Raw genomic sequence first — 16527 nt, 5'->3', positions numbered from 1 at the left:
CAATAGCATGGATAGATTGAACCTGAGACCCGGTGTGTTTCGGCGTGCATCCGCGCGCGTTATCCTGCTGATCGTGTTGGGGGTTCTGTGCACGGGCTCGGCGTTGACCCCGCTCCCGGCTCGGGCCGAAAACCTCGTCACGTCGATCAGCAACGTCGCCGCGACGTCCGGCCCGCTCGCCCGGGCGTATGCCGCCTTGCCGCAGGAGGCGGAAGCCGAGGCGGCGGCGCAGGAGGCGGCGGCGCAGGAGGCGGCGGCGCAGGAAGTCTCGGACGCCCCCGATGAGGCGGCTCAAGAAGCCCATGCCGGTGAGGCGGCGTCGGAAGGAGAGGGTCAGGAAGCGGAAGGTGAAGAACACGGTCCGTCGCCGCCGGTATGGCTCGTGTTGCCCTTTGTCATCATCCTGTTGATGATCGCTACGGGGCCGCTTTTCTACGCCCATCACTGGCATCACCACTATCCGAAGTACGCCATCGGGCTGGGGCTGGTCGTCATTTTCTACTACATCTTCGGGATGGGGACGGTCACGCCGGTGCAGCACGCCGTCGACGAATACCTGTCCTTCATCGCGCTGGTGGCGTCCCTGTTCATTGCTGCGAGCGGGATCTTCGTGAGCATCAACGCGCGGGGCAATCCGCGCAACAACATCATCCTGCTGCTGGTGGCCTCGATCATCGCCAACCTGATCGCCACCACCGGCTCGGCGATGCTGTTCATCCGCTCGTACATGCGGCTCAACAAGGGACGGCTGAAGCCGTACCACATCGTCTTCTTCATCTTCCTCGTCGCCAACGTGGGCGGCGCGCTCACCCCCATCGGCGACCCGCCGCTCTTCCTCGGTTTCCTGCGCGGCGTGCCCTTCTTCTGGACGTTCACGCACGTCTGGTACATCTGGCTGCCGACGACCATCATGATCCTGGCGGTCTTCTACTTCTTCGACCGCCGGAACAGGGAAGCCGGTCCGGAGCCGGATCCGAGCAAGCCGATGCTCGGGGTGCGGGGCAGCAAGAGCTTCGCATGGGTCTTCCTGATCATCGTGCTCGTTTTCGTCGACCCGAACGTTTTCTCGTGGGTGCCGAGCCCGAAAAACCTGCACCTGCCCTTCGGCTTCCATTTGCCTTTTGGCATCCGGGAGGCCGGCATGTTCCTCGTCGCCTACCTGGCCTTCAAGACGGCGGACAAGGAGGCGATGGCGTTGAACGAATTCAACTTCGAGCCCATTCGCGAGGTGGGCTGGCTGTTCCTCGGCATCTTCGCGACGATGCAGCCGGCGCTCGAGCTCATCAGCGAGTTCGCGCACGCGCATCACGAGTCGCTGACGGTCGGGATGTTCTACTGGAGCACGGGCGCGCTCTCGGGCATCCTCGACAACGCGCCGACGTACCTCAACTTCGTGGCTGCCGCGATGGGCAAGTTCGGCCTGGACGTGAACGTGCCGGCGCAGGTTAAAGATATGGCCTTGCCTGAGATGGCGCATCCGGAATCGTGGTACTTCCTGCAGGCGATCTCCGTGGCGGCCGTCTTCTTCGGAGCGATGACCTACATCGGGAATGCGCCGAACTTCATGGTGAAGGCCATCGCCGAGGCGAACGGCGTCGAGACGCCTTCGTTCATGGGATACGTGCTCCGGTACTCCATTCCGATCCTGCTTCCCATCTACTTCATCATCTACGCCGTTTTCTACAGCGGCTGGATTTTGTAGGCTATCCGGCATCATGAGCGTGCGTTATGCGTGAACCCCTGACCGATACGGAGATCGAAGCCGCCCTGACCGGATTGCCGGGCTGGGCGTACGACGGGCGCAGCCTGAGGAAAACGTTCGTGCTGTCGAGCTTCCGGGAGGCGGTCAGCTTCATCGTTCGCATCGCGTTCGAGGCGGAGGAGCGCGATCACCATCCGGAGCTGACCAATGTGTACAACCGCGTCACCGTGGCGCTGACGACCCACGACGCCGGCGATCGGGTGACCTCGCGCGATGTGGATCTCGCCCTCGCCCTCGAGAATTTTAGTTGGGTCTAAACCCCTGTCTTGCAAGCATATGGAACTTTCTCAGGCATACGCCTCCATGTGGTCCGATATGGGCCGGACGCTTCCGCTGGTGCTGATGGTGCTGGCGGGTCTTGCCGCGGTCGTCATCGACGCGTTTCGAAACAACCATCCGTCGATCCCGTGGCTGAGCGTGGCGACGCTGGGCGTGGGCATCGTGTGGGAGGCCTTCGGTCTGACCGGCGAGACGGGCACGGCCTACCTCGGCATGATCCGCACGGGCGGTTTTGCCTCGTTCGTGAACATCGTCGTCCTCGGGGCCGCGCTCCTGACCGTCATCCTGTCGATCCCTTATCTCAAGCAGATCCGTCACAATTACGGCGAGGTGTACGCCATCCTCCTCTTTGCCACCGCCGGGATGATGGTGCTCGGTTCGGCGAACAACCTCATCGCCATCTTCGTCGGGCTGGAGACGATGTCGATCAGCCTGTACGTGCTCACCGGGCTGGTGCGGGAGGATGACGGGGCGGTGGAAAGCGCGCTCAAGTATTTCCTCCTGGGCGCGTTCTCGACGGGCTTTTTCCTCTACGGCATCGCGTTGCTCTACGGCGCCACGGGCACGATGTACCTTCCTGAGATGCGCGCGGGCTTCGAGGCGTCGGGACGGGAGATCATGTTCTGGGCCGGCGTTTCCCTGCTGTTCATCGGCTTCCTCTTCAAGGTCAGCGCCGCGCCGTTCCACATGTGGACGCCGGACGTGTATCAGGGCGCTCCGACGACCCTCACCGGCTATATGTCTACGGCTTCGAAGACGGCGGCGTTTTCGGCGCTGATCCTCGTGCTTTTCTATGCCTTGCCGCCGGAGCGCTGGGGCATGGTGCTGGCCGTGATCGCACTCTTCACGGTCGTCATCGGCAATGTGGTGGCGCTGGCGCAGTCGAACCTCAAACGGATGCTGGCCTATTCGTCGATTGCCCATGCGGGATACGTGCTGGTGGGCCTTGCCGCCGGCACGACGGCAGGCTACAGCGGCGCGCTCTTCTACCTGCTCGTCTACACCGTGATGAACATCGGCGCCTTCGGCGTGGTGGCGTTGCTCGAATGGGACGGCAAGGAGGGCCGGGTGCAGACCATCGACTCGCTCGCCGGCATGGGCTATCGCCGCCCCCTCCTCGGCGTGACGATGGGCTTCTTCATGTTCAGCCTCACCGGTTTCCCGCCCCTGGGCGGCTTCCTCGGCAAGTATGCCGTCTTTGCGCCCGCCGTCGATGCGGGGCTGACGTGGCTCGTCATCGTGGCCGTGCTGACGAGCGTCATCTCCGGCTATTACTATTTGCGTGTGCTCTTCGTGCTCTGGATGAAGTCGCCCGACGAGGAGCCGGAGGACGTGCGCCGGGCGGCGTTCGTTGTGCCGCGTGCCTCGGCAGTGGTGCTCGTCGTGTGTGCGGCGCTGCTGCTCGTGCTCGGCGTCACGCCGCAGTTGCTCGGACTGACGCAGAGTTTCTTCGACGCGATCGGCGGGTTGGCCGCGCTGCCGTTGCCCTGAGCCTGCCCTTCACGCCTGTCTCGCGCTCCGACGGCGCTCACGACGAGATGCAGCCAACCCTCGTCTGAAAGTCAAGTCATGAAGGATCTCATTCTCGAACTGATCCCGCACGCGCCGAAGATCGGGCTGTACGTGACCCCGTACATCCCCGAGCACAAGCTCCGTAACGCGCTCAAGGACTATGCCGCCTCGATGAAGGCCGAGGAGGTCGTCGCGCTCTACGACGCCACACTGATGGGAAGCGCCAAAGACGGGGCGGTCTTCGGAGAACAACGGTTCGTCTTTCAGAACAACGACCTCGAAGAGCCGCAGGAAATCCGGTACGCCGATCTCGTCCGCGTGCATACGAAGAAGAAGTTCATCAGTGGAAAGAAGGTCGAGATCGACGTGAACCGGGGCCGGGCGACCGTCACGATGGAGCTCGATTTTTCGGGCAAACCGGAGGCCGCCGAGTACGTGGCGCGGTTTCTCCATGAGGCCATGATTCGCGGGGCCGAAGCGGAGATGGAAGCCCGACATGCGGGGGAGCCGGAGAGCAACGACGAGCCGCCGTTTCCGCGCCCGGGCGTCGAGACCGACCTCGAAGCCGTCCGCGCCGCCCTCGATGAACTGCACGAACAGGAACTGCTCTCCGCCGAAGACTGGCACAAGATGCGCCGCGCCGTGGGGCTGGAATGAACGCGCGCCGCGCCGGGATCGAAGCCGTGTGCGGGCCGAAAAGAGGTTTTCCCCGGGGAAGCGTGAAGCGGTGGAGGACGGGCGCGAGAAAACATTTTCGCCGCTCGCGACGTTCATGTCGAGCACTCATCGAAGGATCCCGAGAGGCTTTTCAACCACCCAAACTGGAGGAACCATGGCACATTCCCTTCCCGCTTTGCCCTATGCTTACGACGCCCTGGAACCCTATATCGATGCGATGACGATGGAGATCCATCACACGAAGCATCATCAGGGCTACGTCAACAAACTCAACGCCGCACTCGAAGGTTATCCCGAGCTTCAGAGCAAGTCCATCGAGGATCTGCTTCGCGACATCGAGCGCGTGCCGGAGAAGATCCGCACGGCCGTGCGCAACAACGGCGGAGGCCATGCCAACCACAGCCTCTTCTGGCCGGTGATGTCGCCCGACGGAGGCGGCGCGCCCACGGGGGAACTGGCCGACGCCATCGACGAGGTGTTTGGTTCGTTCGAGTCGTTCAAAGAGCAGTTCTCCAGCCAGGCCGCCAACCGTTTCGGCAGTGGCTGGGCCTGGTTCGGCTTCGACGCCGAAGGCAAGCTCCACGTCGGATCGACGGCGAACCAGGACAGCCCCTACATGTTCGGACACGTTCCGATTCTCGGCCTCGACGTGTGGGAGCACGCTTATTACCTCCACTATCAGAACCGCCGGCCCCAGTACATCGCGCAATGGTGGAACGTGGTAAACTGGGAGCAGGTCGCGGCCAACTATGAGGCGGCCAAACAGGCGCTCGTCGCCGGGTGAGGCGACCGACGCACGACGTTTGCGAAGGGCAGTGGGGGAGCGGCTCCGCTGCCCTTTCGCGTGCGAAGTCTCGCCCGTCGGCCCCCCGGACGGGCCGGGCGCAGGCTCCGCAAAACCCGGAGGGCGGCAAGGCGTTATGGAGGGCGTAGGCCGTCCGGAAGCCATGCGGCGCACCGCGCGATTCCCGAGCGCCCGAACCCCGGTTTTACCCGAACCCCGGTTTTTATGAGAAAATACCCGCTTCTGCTTTGCGCTTTCCTGTTCAGCCTCCCGGTTCATCCGGGGACGGCTCAGACCGTCGAATACGAAATCCCGGAGGAATACCACCTCGTCGCGGGTCGGTTGGCGGTGACGTTCGGCCCGGAGGTCTCGGAGGCGGACGCGCGCGCGCTCGTGCGGGCGCACGGCTTCGCGGTCGTCGAGTCGTACTACAACCCGGTGCGCGTGTGGGCGGCCTCGGCCCGGCCCCTGACCCCCGAAGAGCGCGCCCGGCTCGAGACGGCTCCGCTCGTCGTGGACGTGGAGGTGGCGGACATGGAAGCCGGTCTTCGGGAGGCGGTGCGGGAGGATTCCACCCTCTCGGCGCAACGGTTGCTCCACACCGAAGGCTTTGATCGGTATCAGGTGACCCTTACCTTCTCCGAAACGGCGACGAAAGCCCGGGCGCGCATGACGGCGGAACGGGTCCCGCACCTCCGGATCCACATGATCTCGAAGACGCCGAACGAACTCGTCATCGCCGTCGCGCCGGGGGCAGAAGGAGCCGCCGTCGAAGCGCTGGAGCAAGAGTCGGCGGTGCAGTACGTCTCCTACCTCAATGCGACCGAATAACCATTCCGTCGGATTCACTTTTTCGAACGAAGCGTCGCGGCCCCATGGAAGCAACGATCTATAAACCCAGGCACACCATCCGTTTCGTCACCGCCGCGAGCCTCTTCGACGGGCACGACGCGGCGATCAACATCATGCGCCGCATCCTGCAGGCGAGCGGGGCGGAGGTGATCCATCTGGGCCACAACCGCTCGGTGCAGGAGATCGTCGATACCGCCATCGAAGAGGACGTGCAGGGCATCGCCGTCTCGTCGTATCAGGGCGGGCACATGGAGTTTTTCAAATATATGTATGATCTCCTCCAGGAGCGCGGGGCCGGGCACGTCAGGATTTTCGGCGGCGGCGGCGGGGTGATCGTGCCGGAAGAGATCGCCGAGCTCGAAGCGTACGGCATCTGTAAAGTGTTCTCGCCCGACGACGGCCTTCGGATGGGGCTTCAGGGGATGATCAATTACATGCTCGAACAGTGCGACTTCCCGACGGTCCGGCAACTCAACGGCGAGCGGGAAGCCGTGCGGCGGCGCGATCCGATGGCGCTGGCGCGGGTGCTCACGGCCATCGAGCACCGGGAGTCCACCGGCGCGCTCGTGGCGGCGGGGGACGGCGGAAGCGCGCCGGTGGAGATCGAAGCCTGGATCCGAGACCTCGTGCCGGAGATCCCCCACGCCCCCACGCTCGGCGTCACCGGGACCGGCGGCGCGGGCAAGTCCACCCTCACCGACGAACTCGTCCGGCGCTTCCTCAATGACTTCGAGGATCTCCACATTGCCCTGCTCTCCGTCGATCCGACGAAACGGCGCACCGGCGGGGCGCTTCTGGGCGATCGCATCCGCATGAACGCCATCTACGGGCCGCACGCCGACCGGGTCTACATGCGCAGCTTTGCCACCCGTCGGGCCAACCGGGCTACCTCCAGAGCCCTCCGCGAAAGCATCGACGTGTGCCGCGCCGCCGGCTTCGACCTCATCCTCGTCGAGACGGCCGGCATCGGGCAGAGCGACACCGAGGTCGCCGATCTGACCGACGTCTCCCTCTACGTGATGACGCAGGATTTCGGCGCGCCCACCCAGCTCGAAAAGATCGGCATGCTCGACGTGGCCGACTTCGTGGCGCTCAACAAGTTCGAGAAAAGGGGCAGCGAGGACGCGCTCCGCGACGTGCGCAAACAGGTGCAGCGCAACCGGGGACTTTTCGACCGATCCCCCGAGGAGATGCCCGTTTTCCCGACGATGGCCTCCCATTTCGACGATCCCGGCGTGACCCGTCTGTACCTTGCCCTCCTCGATCATCTCAATGAGACGTTCGATTTCGGGCGCGTATCTCGTGTGTACCGGAAGGAAGCGCTTCCGGAGATCGATCCGTCCGAACTGGCCGTCATCCCGCCCCGGCAACAGCGCTACCTCGGAGAGATCGCCGAGACGTGCCGGACGTACCGGGCGCACGCCGAGGCGCAGGTCGCCTTTGCCCGGAAGTGGGGCGAGGCCGTCGGCGCGCGAAGGCAGGTCGAAGCCTGGGCCCCGGAAGACCGCGACGCGCTCATCGACCGCCTGGACGCGATGGCGCGGCACTGGTGGAACAAGCTCGACGCCCGTTCGAAAAGCATCCTCGAAAACTGGGATGAACTCGCCGAGGCCTACCGGCAGGATACCTTCACGTACCAGGTGCGAAACCGGGAGATTACGGCGCCGCTCTTTCACGAGTCGCTCTCCGGGACGAAGATCCCGCGCGTGGCGCTTCCGCGCACCGAGGACCCCGGCGAGCGGCTGCGCTTCGCGCTCCTCGAAAACCTGCCCGGATACTTCCCCTTTACCGCCGGCGTCTTCCCCTTCAAGCGCACCGGCGACGAGGACCCGACCCGCATGTTCGCGGGCGAGGGAAGTCCGGAACGCACGAACCGGCGCTTCCACCTCGTCTCCGCCGGCATGCCCGCCAAACGCCTCTCCACCGCATTCGACTCGGTGACGCTCTACGGCTTCGACCCCGACGAACGGCCCGACATCTACGGGAAGGTCGGCAACTCGGGCGTCTCCATCTGCACCCTCGACGACGTGAAGAAGCTCTATTCCGGCTTCAACCTGTGCGACCCGAAGACGAGCGTCTCGATGACCATCAACGGCCCCGCTCCGATGATGCTCGCGATGTTTCTCAACACGGCCATCGATCAGCAGGTCGAGTACTACCTCCGGGAGCAGGGGCGATGGGAAGCGGCTGATCGCGTCATCACCGAAAAGCTCGGCCCGCAACGGCCCGCATACGTCCCCTATGGTCCGGGCGGTCCGGAAGAGGGCCTGCCCGAGACGCACGACGGCTCCGGTCTCGGACTGCTCGGATGCACCGGCTCCGACCTCGTCGACTGGGGCGTGCTCTCGGCGGAGGAGTATGAAGCGATCCGCGAACGGGCGCTTCGCGTCGTGCGCGGGACCGTGCAGGCGGACATCCTGAAGGAAGATCAGGCGCAGAACACGTGCATCTTCTCGACCGAGTTCTCCCTCCGCGCCATGGGAGACATGCAACAGTATTTCATCGACCACGACGTTCGGAATTTCTACTCGGTCTCTATCTCCGGCTATCACATCGCCGAGGCCGGCGCGAATCCGATCACGCAGCTCGCCTTCACGCTCTCGAACGGTTTCACGTACGTCGAATACTATCGCTCGCGCGGGATGGACGTGGACGCCTTCGCGCGGAACCTGTCGTTCTTCTTCTCGAACGGCATGGACCCGGAATACAGCGTCATCGGGCGCGTGGCGCGGCGCATCTGGTCCGTGGCGATGCGGGAGAAGTATGGCGCGAACGAACGCAGCCAGAAGCTAAAGTACCACATCCAGACGTCGGGCCGAAGCCTGCACGCGAAGGAGATCCAGTTCAACGACATCCGCACCACGCTCCAGGCTCTGCTGGCGATCTACGACAATTGCAACTCCCTCCACACGAACGCCTACGACGAAGCCATCACTACCCCGACGGAGGAGAGCGTGCGGCGAGCCATCGCCATCCAGCTCATCATCAACCGGGAGTTCGGCATGGCGAAGAACGAGAACCCGCTTCAGGGCGCTTTCATCATCGAGGAGCTGACGGACCTCGTCGAGGAAGCGGTGCTCCGCGAATTCGAGCGCCTCAACGACCGGGGCGGCGTGCTCGGGGCGATGGAGACGATGTATCAACGGGGCAAGATTCAGGAAGAGTCGCTCCATTACGAGCGTTTGAAGCACTCCGGCAAGCTTCCCGTCATCGGCGTCAACACGTTTCTTCCGAAGAACGGCCAGAGCGGGGAAGACAAGGGGCCGGTGGCGCTGATGCGCTCGACGGAAGAGGAGAAGCGCCGTCAGATCGAGATGCTTCGCGCCTTCCAGCGACGAAACGCCGGGCGGGCGACGGCGGCGCTCGAGACGCTCAAGGAAACGGCCCGCTCCGGCGGCAACGTCTTCGAGGCGCTCATGGAGACCGTCAAAGTGTGCTCGCTCGGCCAGATCACGCAGGCGCTCTTCGAGGTCGGCGGGCAGTACCGGCGCAACATGTGACGCGCGCACCGAAACGCCGTGATCCGCTCGGAGGCGAGACGCCGTGTTTCCGGCGGGAATGATCGGCGTCTCGCACCTTTGCGGGGCATGGCCCCCACGCGTGTGCATCCTCCGGACTCTCGGGGCGTACGGAGCAACCGGAGCGCCGGTCAGCTTCCGGCCTACGATGGACCGCCTCGATGCGCTCCCTTTTTTATCCTTACCATCAACGGGAAATCAAACTTATGAACCCTTTCAAGAAAACCGTCGGGTTGTTGCTGCTTTTCATCGTGCTGGCGGCATCGACGGCCTTCCACAACGACAAAGTCTCGCTCCGCCTCCACCTGAAGGCCGGCGACTCCTACCGGCTCTACAACCTCATCGATCAGGACATCAACCAGGTGGTCATGGGGCAGGAGCAGGCCGTCAAACAGAAAATCGGGATGGGCTACCGGTACGACGTGCTCAGCGCCGACGACGGCGTCTACCGGGTGAAAGTCACCTATTACCGGATCTATTTCGAACAGTCCGGTCCGATGGGCGACATCCTTTACGATTCGGAGAACCCGCCGGAGACGCTGCCGATGCAGGCGAAGGGGTTTGCCGGGCTTCAGGGCCAGAGCCTGACGCTGACGTTCAACGAGATGGGACTCGTGCAAGACGTTGCCGGCGTGGATGAGATGCTGGCGAACGTCATGAAACAGTTCGAGGAGATTGACCCCACCATGAAAGCGCAGGTGGAACAGGGGTTGCGGCGGCAGTTCGGAGCCGAGGCGATCAAGTCACAGATGGAAACGATGTTCGCCATCTACCCCGAGGAGCCGGTCGGCGTCGGAGACACGTGGTCGAAAGACATCGTGCTCAACACCGGACTCCCGCTGAAAATCGCCACCACGTACCGGGTGGAGACGATCGAAGGCGGCCGGGCAGAGCTCTCCGTCCGGAGCAACATCACGGCGGCGAGCGATGAGCCGATGAACATGGGGGGGATGGAGATCGTACTCGACCTCTCGGGCACGCAGAAAGGCACGGCCACCATGGAGGTCGGCAGCGGCATGGTCGTGGCGTCGGAGATGGAACAGCACGTCTCGGGCGACATGCTCGTCAACGACGGCGCGATGACGTGGCCGCTCGACATGAAGACGAAAACCTCGCTCCAACTCGAACAATAGGCGTGCGCCCATACGGGTTCCGCCGGTTGACACAAAATCAGCGCCTTTTCCGTAGAGCCGGGAGAGGCGCTGGTTTTTGAGCGCCGGCATTGACTTTCTTGAGCCATCCTACCGGAGACCATCATGTGGAAACGAATCATTCCCCTGGCCGCCCTCCTGTTTTTTGGGGTCGGGTGCGCGGACGAGGTGCGCGAGGAACGCGCGCTGATCGAGCGGGCGGAAGAACGGTATGAGGAAGCGGAGGAGTGGGCGGAAAAGGCCGTGGAGGAAGGCTCCGAGGACACGTGGATCAAGGCGGAGGAAGCGCGCGAACGCGCCGAGGAAGCCTGGGAGCGCGCGCAGGAGGCCCGGGCACATCTGGCCGAAAACAAGCGGCGGCGTCTGGATGAGGACTGGGCAGAGGCGCGCGAGGCCCGGGAGGAAGCGCTCGAAGCGTGGGAAGAAGCCGCCGATGTCTTCGACCGCCCCTTCGGCGACGTCCTGCGCGGCTTCGGCGAAAAGATGCGTCGGCTCGGCGATGCGTTCCGGGACGAGGGCGGCGTGAAGCCCGTCGACTGGCGAAAGCTTGAAGACCTGTTGCCTCGCCGTGTGGCCGGCATGAAGCGCGTGGATGTGGAAGGGGAACGGGTCGGCGCGCTCGGCATCCACCTCTCGAAGGTCACCGCCGAGTATGAAGACGACGACCGCGAAATGGAACTGACCATCGTCGACCTCGGATCGCTTCGCCGCGCCGCCATGACCGGGCTGGACTGGCTCGACCTGGACATCGACCGGGAGGGGGATTGGGGCTTCGAGCGCACGCTCACCTATCAGGGGTTCCCCGCCCACGAACGGTTCGAGCGCGAAGGGTCATGGAGAACGTACGAGATGGAGATCGTCGTCGGAGAGCGCTTCGTGGTGACCGTCGAGGCGAAAGGCCGCGACCTCGACGAGAGCGACCTCGACGACCTCCGGGAAGCCATCGACTATGACGACCTCGACGCGATGAAGCGCGTGGGGAGATGAGCGAGGATGCACGAAGCAAATTCTCAAAAGTCTAATATTTGAGCGGAATCTGCCGGTTCGGGGTTTCGTACTTTGGTCGCACGCGTGGTGAGCGTCCCCGTCCTGGGCGCCCGCCGCGCGTTTTCTTGTGTCCTGAAAAGATTTCTAAACGATAGATTGTCCATGCGAAGGGAGATACAAAGCTGGTGGAGTCCCCGCCTCAACAAGGAAATGGAGATTGTGGCCTACGGGCACTACGGGTTTGCCGTGCTCCTTTTTCCGACCGCTGCCGCCGATTTTCTCGAATACGAACGTTTCCAGATGATCGACGCGCTCGCGCCGCTCATCGAAAGCGGAACGTGCAAGGTGTACTCGATCAACAGCATCAACCGGGAGAGCTGGCTCAACGACGAGATGCACCCGCGCCACAAGGCGATCCGGCATCAACAGTACAACGGCTACGTGTCCGAGGAAGTGGTCCCGTTCATCTTCAACGATTGCAAGGGCCAGGTCCCGATCATCACGTCCGGGGCGTCGCTCGGCGCCCTGCACGCGCTCAACACGCTTTTCCGGCGTCCCGACCTCTTCGCGGGCACGGTTGCCATGAGCGGCGTCTATGACCTCAAAACCTACACGAAAGGCTACTGGGACGAGGACGTGTATTTCAACTCCCCTGCCGACTATGTGCCGAACCTGAACGACGAGCACCTCCTGGAGCAACTCCGGCAGAAACGGATCATCATCGCTTCGGGCCAGGGAGCCTATGAGAGCCCCGAGGCCGCGAAACACTTCTCGTGGATCCTTCACACGAAAGGGATCCCGCACGAGCTGGACCTCTGGGGCTACGACATGCCGCACGACTGGCCCACCTGGCGGAAAATGCTCCCGTATTTCCTGAGCAAGATTTAGGCTCGGACGCGGGAAGGCCGGACACTCACGGTAGTGCTTCCACGAAGTCGTCGAGGATGTCCCGGAGCGTGGGTTCGCCGATTTCCTGAAGCTCGTATCGCGCCCGGAGCGCGGGCTTGTCGAAGGAGATGACGCGGCGGAGGTCGATGGGGGTGGCGACGAGGACGAGGTCGGCTTCGGCGCGGGTGATGGTGGCCGCGAGTTCCTCCATCTGCGTTTTCCCGTAGCCCATTGCGGGAAGCACGGGGCCGGTGGTCGGATACCGGGCGTACGTCTCTCCGATGGAGCCGACGGCAAACGGACGCGGGTCCACGATCTCGGCGGCGCCGTACCGCCGGGCGGCGATCCATCCCGCGCCGAAAGCCATCCCGCCGTGGGTGAGCGTGGGGCCGTCTTCGACGACGAGCACCCGTTTGCCCCGAATCTGCGCGCCGTCCTCGACGAAGATCGGGCTCGCCGCTTCGATGAGGGTCGCCTCGGGGTTGAGTTCGGCGGCTACGCGGCGGGTGGTCAGCACATCTTCGAAGGAAGCCGTGTCCACCTTGTTGATCACGATCACGTCGGCCATGCGGGCGTTGGTTTCGCCGGGGTGGTAGTGGAGGGCGTGGTCCGGGCGGTGCGGGTCCATCACGACGAAGAGGAGGTCCGGGCGGAAGAAGCTGAAGTCGTTGTTTCCGCCGTCCCACACGATGATGTCGACCTCCTCTTCGGCGCGTCGAAGGATGGCCTCGTAGTCCACCCCGGCGTAGACGATGCGTCCGGCGTCGAGGTGGGGTTCGTACTCTTCGCGCTCTTCGATGGTCGTTTCGTGGCGGTCGAGGTCCTCGTAGGTGGCGAAGCGCTGGACGGCCTGCCGCGCGAGGTCGCCGTAGGGCATCGGGTGGCGCACGACGGCGACGCGTCGGCCGTGTTCGGTGAGCAGCGCGGCCACGCGGCGGCTCGTCTGGCTCTTGCCCGAGCCCGTCCGCGTGGCGCACACCGCCACCACGGGCCTTGCGGAGGTGAGCATCGTCTGGCGCGGCCCGAGGAGGAGATAGCTCGCTCCGGCGGCCGTCGCGCGCGCGCCGAGGTGCATCACGTGCTCGTGCGAGACGTCGCTGTAGGCGAAGACGGCGAGGTCGATGTCGTGCGCCCGGATGAGCGCTTCGAGGTCGTCCTCCGGCACGATGGGGATGCCTTCGGGATAGCGCGGCCCGGCAAGCTCGATGGGATACCGCCGCCCCTCGATGTTCGGGATCTGCGTGGCTGTGAAGGCGACGACCTCGTACCGGTCGTCGTCGCGGAAGAAGACGTTGAAGGTGTGGAAGTCCCGGCCGGCGGCGCCGAGGATGAGGACACGCTGTTTCATGAGCACGCACCGTTCATGAGTGGGAAGGGCCTCGAAACCTAACACGCCGCGTCCGCCCACGCAATGCGCGCGCCCCGATGCGTTCACTTTTTCGCTCCGCGGCGCCCCGGCGGGCCTGGAATCGACGCTCCGGGGTTTTACGGCCCCGCTCTTTTTTCTATACTGGGAGCGCGGGCATCCCACGAAGCGGAGCGAAGGCATGGACCGGCAGGAAGGCGTCATCAAGTTTCGACTCCGGCACCGGAAGGGGCCGCCGCTGGTCTACGCGCAGATCCGGAGGCTCAACCTGTGGCGGCAGAAGCTGTATGCGGCCCGGCTGATCGGGAAGGATCCGAACCGGTACGGCGGCGAGGCCTACGGCAACGTCAGCGCCCGCATCGGCCCGCTTCTGCGCCCGCCGCATCGCCGCCGCTTCGTCATCACCGGCACGCAGACGGGCGGCCTTCCCGTCCTCGACGGGCGCCATTATGCCGTCGTCGAGGCCTGTTTCCCGGAGGAGAACCTCGTCGTGTCCGAGGGGCCGATCCGCCCTTCTTCGGAGTCGATGACGCACGGGACGATCTATGCCCTCGACGAGGCGGTGCGCTTCGTGATGCACGTGCACAGCCCGGAGATCTGGCACAACGCCCGCACCCTCGGCTTGCCCGAGACCCGCGCCTCGGTGGCTTACGGCACGCCCGAGATGGCCGCGGAGGTGCGACGGCTCTTCCGGGAAAGCGAGGCGCGCAGGCTCGGCATCTTCGTCATGGGCGGGCACGAGGACGGCCTCGTCGTCTTCGGCCGTACGGCGGAGGAGGCCGGGCGCACCCTGGAACGGTATCACGCCGGCGCGTGCCGTCTCACCCTCTGCGACTTCGTCCTTCAGGCCTGAACACCCGCGCCGCGATGATTCTCGAAAAACCGCTCGACTTCGCAAAGGGTCTGGCGGGGGCGGCGCTCGAAGCCGGGGCCCTCGCTGTGGACGCGACGGTCGGGAACGGGCGCGACACGTGTTTCCTGGCCGAGCGCGTCGGTGAAACGGGACGGGTCTTTGGCTTCGACGTGCAGTCCGAGGCGCTCCGACGCACCCGTCGCCGGCTCGAGGCGGCCGGGCTCGCCGGACGTGTGACGCTCTTCGAAAGAGGCCACGAGGCCATGCGCGCGGCGCTGCCGCCGGAGGCCGTCGGGCGGGTGCGGGCCGTCACGTTCAACCTCGGCTATCTGCCGGGGGGCGACCACCGCCGCATCACCCGGCCCGAAACGACGATCCCGGCCCTCTCCGCCGCCCTCGACGTCCTCGCGCCGGGCGGCGTGCTCACGGTCGTCGTGTACGCCGGACATCCGGGCGGGGCGGAGGAGTCCGACGCCGTAGCGGCGTGGGCCGAAACACTCGACCAGCGTCGCTTCCAGGCCTTGACGTACCGCTTCGTCAACCAGCGAAACGCGCCCCCGTGGCTGCTCGCCGTCGAGAAATTCGGTTGAGCGCCGGCGGTTGATTTCCGCACGCGAAAACCGGAACTTGTGCCCCGTTCCAACCCGTCTCACCTTCCTTTCCTTTGAAGATCAACCCGATGAAAAGCGTCTCTCTCCGCCGGCTTGCCCTCGTCGTCCTTCCACTCCTGTTCTTCACTGCCGGGTGCGGGCTGCTCCGCTCGACGCCGAAGACGCCGGCCGTCGTGGGAACGTGGGACTATGTGGTGAAAAACACACCGCAGGGCAATGCGCCGGGCACGCTCACGGTGCACTACGCCGACGGGACGTACACCGGCCGGCTCAAGGTGGACGTGCTGTTTCAAACCGTGCCCATCGAAGACGCTTCTTTCGACGGCAAGACCTTCTCCTTCGCCGCCCTGCTCGACCTCGACGGGCAGAAGTCGCGCACGACCGCCGAGGTCACCGTCGAGGGCGACGCGATGACGGGACGCATCGAGGTGCCGGGCTTCGGCTCTTTCCCGCTCACGGCCACGCGCAGATCGTCCGCTCCGGGCGGCTCCTGACCGAAGGGGTGTGTCGCCGATGTGTCTCATCGCCTTCAGTTTTCGCCAGAGCAGCGCGTACCCGTTCGTCTTCCTCTCGAACCGGGACGAGTTCCTCGACCGCCCGACGGCCCCGATGGATTTCTGGGAAGATGCGCCGGATCTCCTCGCCGGGCGCGACCTTCGGGGCGGCGGCACGTGGCTCGGCCTCACGCGCACCGGGCGTTTCGCCACGGTGACGAACTACCGTGAGGCGGGGCGTGAGCAGCCCGAGGCGCCCTCGCGCGGACGCCTGCCGGTGCGCTTCCTCCTCGGCGACGACCCCCCGGCCGCCTTCCTCGACCGCCTCGCGCCCGAAGCCGACCGGTACCATGGCTTCAACCTTCTCGTCGGCGCGGGCGGAGCGCTCCATTACTTCTCGAACCGGGGCGCGCGCCGGACCCTCGCGTCGGGGCTGTACGGTCTGAGCAACCACCTCCTCGACACCCCGTGGCCGAAGGTCGTCCGCGCAAAGGCCGGCCTCCGGGCGATCCTCGAAACAGACCGGATCGAGCCCGAAGCGCTCTTCGCCCTCCTCGCCGACGAGACGAAAGCCCCCGACGACGAACTTCCGGACACCGGCGTCGGCCTCGAATGGGAGCGGCTCCTCTCATCGATCTTCATCCGAAGCCCGAAGTACGGCACGCGCGCCTCCACGGTCGTCCTCACCAACGGCCGGGGCGAGACGACCGTCTACGAGCGCACCTTCCCCACCGACGGCTCCGCGCCCTTCACCCGGCGCTTCCGCCTCCCGACCGGGACGCCGTGAAACGT

Annotated in this window: 15 protein-coding genes; 14 read left to right on the top strand and 1 reads right to left on the bottom strand. The window is 64.8% G+C overall.

Annotated elements, in window-relative coordinates; genetic code table 11:
* Positions 1–7: 7 nt before the first annotated feature.
* The 10 genes from AC1HIY_RS02200 (at position 8) to AC1HIY_RS02155 (ending at position 12411) form a co-directional block, all read left to right on the top strand.
* A complete protein-coding gene (locus tag AC1HIY_RS02200) occupies positions 8–1702 on the top strand; it encodes a sodium:proton antiporter (RefSeq protein ID WP_479575064.1) in 1695 nt (564 codons plus the stop codon).
* A gap of 26 nt (positions 1703–1728) precedes the next feature.
* Positions 1729–2019 (top strand): 4a-hydroxytetrahydrobiopterin dehydratase, encoded by a 291-nt coding sequence (locus AC1HIY_RS02195; protein WP_479575063.1) that lies wholly within the window; start codon positions 1729–1731, stop codon positions 2017–2019.
* A 19-nt stretch (positions 2020–2038) separates the two neighbouring features.
* The gene (locus tag AC1HIY_RS02190) at positions 2039–3532 is read left to right on the top strand and encodes an NADH-quinone oxidoreductase subunit N (protein WP_479575062.1); all 1494 of its coding nucleotides are present in this window, start codon (positions 2039–2041) and stop codon (positions 3530–3532) included.
* Positions 3533–3610: 78 nt separating this feature from the next.
* Positions 3611–4210: a hypothetical protein gene (locus AC1HIY_RS02185; protein WP_479575061.1), complete on the top strand. Its 600-nt coding sequence runs from the start codon at positions 3611–3613 to the stop codon at positions 4208–4210.
* Between the two features lie 175 nt (positions 4211–4385).
* A complete protein-coding gene (locus AC1HIY_RS02180) occupies positions 4386–5015 on the top strand; it encodes a superoxide dismutase (RefSeq protein ID WP_479575060.1) in 630 nt (209 codons plus the stop codon).
* 225 nt (positions 5016–5240) lie between these two features.
* A complete protein-coding gene (locus tag AC1HIY_RS02175; protein WP_479575059.1) occupies positions 5241–5846 on the top strand; it encodes a hypothetical protein in 606 nt (201 codons plus the stop codon).
* Positions 5847–5890: 44 nt separating this feature from the next.
* Entirely contained in the window at positions 5891–9367 is a 3477-nt protein-coding gene (locus AC1HIY_RS02170; RefSeq protein ID WP_479575058.1) for a methylmalonyl-CoA mutase family protein, read from the top strand.
* A 224-nt stretch (positions 9368–9591) separates the two neighbouring features.
* The gene (locus AC1HIY_RS02165; protein WP_479575057.1) at positions 9592–10518 is read left to right on the top strand and encodes a DUF6263 family protein; all 927 of its coding nucleotides are present in this window, start codon (positions 9592–9594) and stop codon (positions 10516–10518) included.
* A 123-nt stretch (positions 10519–10641) separates the two neighbouring features.
* The gene (locus AC1HIY_RS02160) at positions 10642–11523 is read left to right on the top strand and encodes a hypothetical protein (RefSeq protein WP_479575056.1); all 882 of its coding nucleotides are present in this window, start codon (positions 10642–10644) and stop codon (positions 11521–11523) included.
* A 162-nt stretch (positions 11524–11685) separates the two neighbouring features.
* Positions 11686–12411, top strand: a complete 726-nt coding sequence (locus AC1HIY_RS02155; RefSeq protein ID WP_479575055.1) for an esterase family protein — start codon at positions 11686–11688, stop codon at positions 12409–12411.
* A 25-nt stretch (positions 12412–12436) separates the two neighbouring features.
* On the opposite strand, the gene AC1HIY_RS02150 is transcribed toward AC1HIY_RS02155, so the two are convergent.
* Positions 12437–13759, bottom strand: a complete 1323-nt coding sequence (locus AC1HIY_RS02150; RefSeq protein ID WP_479575054.1) for a cyclic 2,3-diphosphoglycerate synthase — start codon at positions 13757–13759, stop codon at positions 12437–12439.
* A 199-nt stretch (positions 13760–13958) separates the two neighbouring features.
* On the opposite strand from AC1HIY_RS02150, the gene AC1HIY_RS02145 reads away from it, so the two are divergent.
* The 4 genes from AC1HIY_RS02145 (at position 13959) to AC1HIY_RS02130 (ending at position 16522) form a co-directional block, all read left to right on the top strand.
* Complete coding sequence (locus AC1HIY_RS02145; protein WP_479575053.1) at positions 13959–14630, top strand: class II aldolase/adducin family protein; 672 nt, start codon at positions 13959–13961, stop codon at positions 14628–14630.
* Between the two features lie 14 nt (positions 14631–14644).
* Positions 14645–15220, top strand: a complete 576-nt coding sequence (gene mnmM / locus AC1HIY_RS02140; RefSeq protein WP_479575052.1) for a tRNA 5-(aminomethyl)-2-thiouridylate-methyltransferase MnmM — start codon at positions 14645–14647, stop codon at positions 15218–15220.
* Between the two features lie 89 nt (positions 15221–15309).
* Positions 15310–15735, top strand: coding sequence for a hypothetical protein (locus AC1HIY_RS02135; RefSeq protein WP_479575051.1), 426 nt, complete (start codon positions 15310–15312; stop codon positions 15733–15735).
* 19 nt (positions 15736–15754) lie between these two features.
* Entirely contained in the window at positions 15755–16522 is a 768-nt protein-coding gene (locus AC1HIY_RS02130; protein ID WP_479575192.1) for an NRDE family protein, read from the top strand.
* The last annotated feature ends 5 nt before the right edge of the window (positions 16523–16527 follow it).

It is taken from the genome of Rhodocaloribacter sp. (genome assembly GCF_056451265.1).
This window is presented reverse-complemented; position numbering and strand designations above follow the sequence as displayed.

What these genes read in the sequence shown, in the direction of transcription:
- AC1HIY_RS02155 (WP_479575055.1), top strand. Translation starts at nt 11,686, where the DNA reads ATGCGAAGGGAGATACAAAGCTGGTGGAGTCCCCGCCTCAACAAGGAA.
- AC1HIY_RS02180 (WP_479575060.1), top strand. Translation starts at nt 4,386, where the DNA reads ATGGCACATTCCCTTCCCGCTTTGCCCTATGCTTACGACGCCCTGGAA.
- AC1HIY_RS02185 (WP_479575061.1), top strand. Translation starts at nt 3,611, where the DNA reads ATGAAGGATCTCATTCTCGAACTGATCCCGCACGCGCCGAAGATCGGG.
- AC1HIY_RS02130 (WP_479575192.1), top strand. Translation starts at nt 15,755, where the DNA reads ATGTGTCTCATCGCCTTCAGTTTTCGCCAGAGCAGCGCGTACCCGTTC.
- AC1HIY_RS02135 (WP_479575051.1), top strand. Translation starts at nt 15,310, where the DNA reads ATGAAAAGCGTCTCTCTCCGCCGGCTTGCCCTCGTCGTCCTTCCACTC.
- AC1HIY_RS02200 (WP_479575064.1), top strand. Translation starts at nt 8, where the DNA reads ATGGATAGATTGAACCTGAGACCCGGTGTGTTTCGGCGTGCATCCGCG.
- AC1HIY_RS02150 (WP_479575054.1), bottom strand. Translation starts at nt 13,759, where the DNA reads ATGAAACAGCGTGTCCTCATCCTCGGCGCCGCCGGCCGGGACTTCCAC.
- AC1HIY_RS02195 (WP_479575063.1), top strand. Translation starts at nt 1,729, where the DNA reads ATGCGTGAACCCCTGACCGATACGGAGATCGAAGCCGCCCTGACCGGA.
- AC1HIY_RS02170 (WP_479575058.1), top strand. Translation starts at nt 5,891, where the DNA reads ATGGAAGCAACGATCTATAAACCCAGGCACACCATCCGTTTCGTCACC.
- AC1HIY_RS02175 (WP_479575059.1), top strand. Translation starts at nt 5,241, where the DNA reads ATGAGAAAATACCCGCTTCTGCTTTGCGCTTTCCTGTTCAGCCTCCCG.
- AC1HIY_RS02160 (WP_479575056.1), top strand. Translation starts at nt 10,642, where the DNA reads ATGTGGAAACGAATCATTCCCCTGGCCGCCCTCCTGTTTTTTGGGGTC.
- mnmM (WP_479575052.1), top strand. Translation starts at nt 14,645, where the DNA reads ATGATTCTCGAAAAACCGCTCGACTTCGCAAAGGGTCTGGCGGGGGCG.
- AC1HIY_RS02190 (WP_479575062.1), top strand. Translation starts at nt 2,039, where the DNA reads ATGGAACTTTCTCAGGCATACGCCTCCATGTGGTCCGATATGGGCCGG.
- AC1HIY_RS02165 (WP_479575057.1), top strand. Translation starts at nt 9,592, where the DNA reads ATGAACCCTTTCAAGAAAACCGTCGGGTTGTTGCTGCTTTTCATCGTG.
- AC1HIY_RS02145 (WP_479575053.1), top strand. Translation starts at nt 13,959, where the DNA reads ATGGACCGGCAGGAAGGCGTCATCAAGTTTCGACTCCGGCACCGGAAG.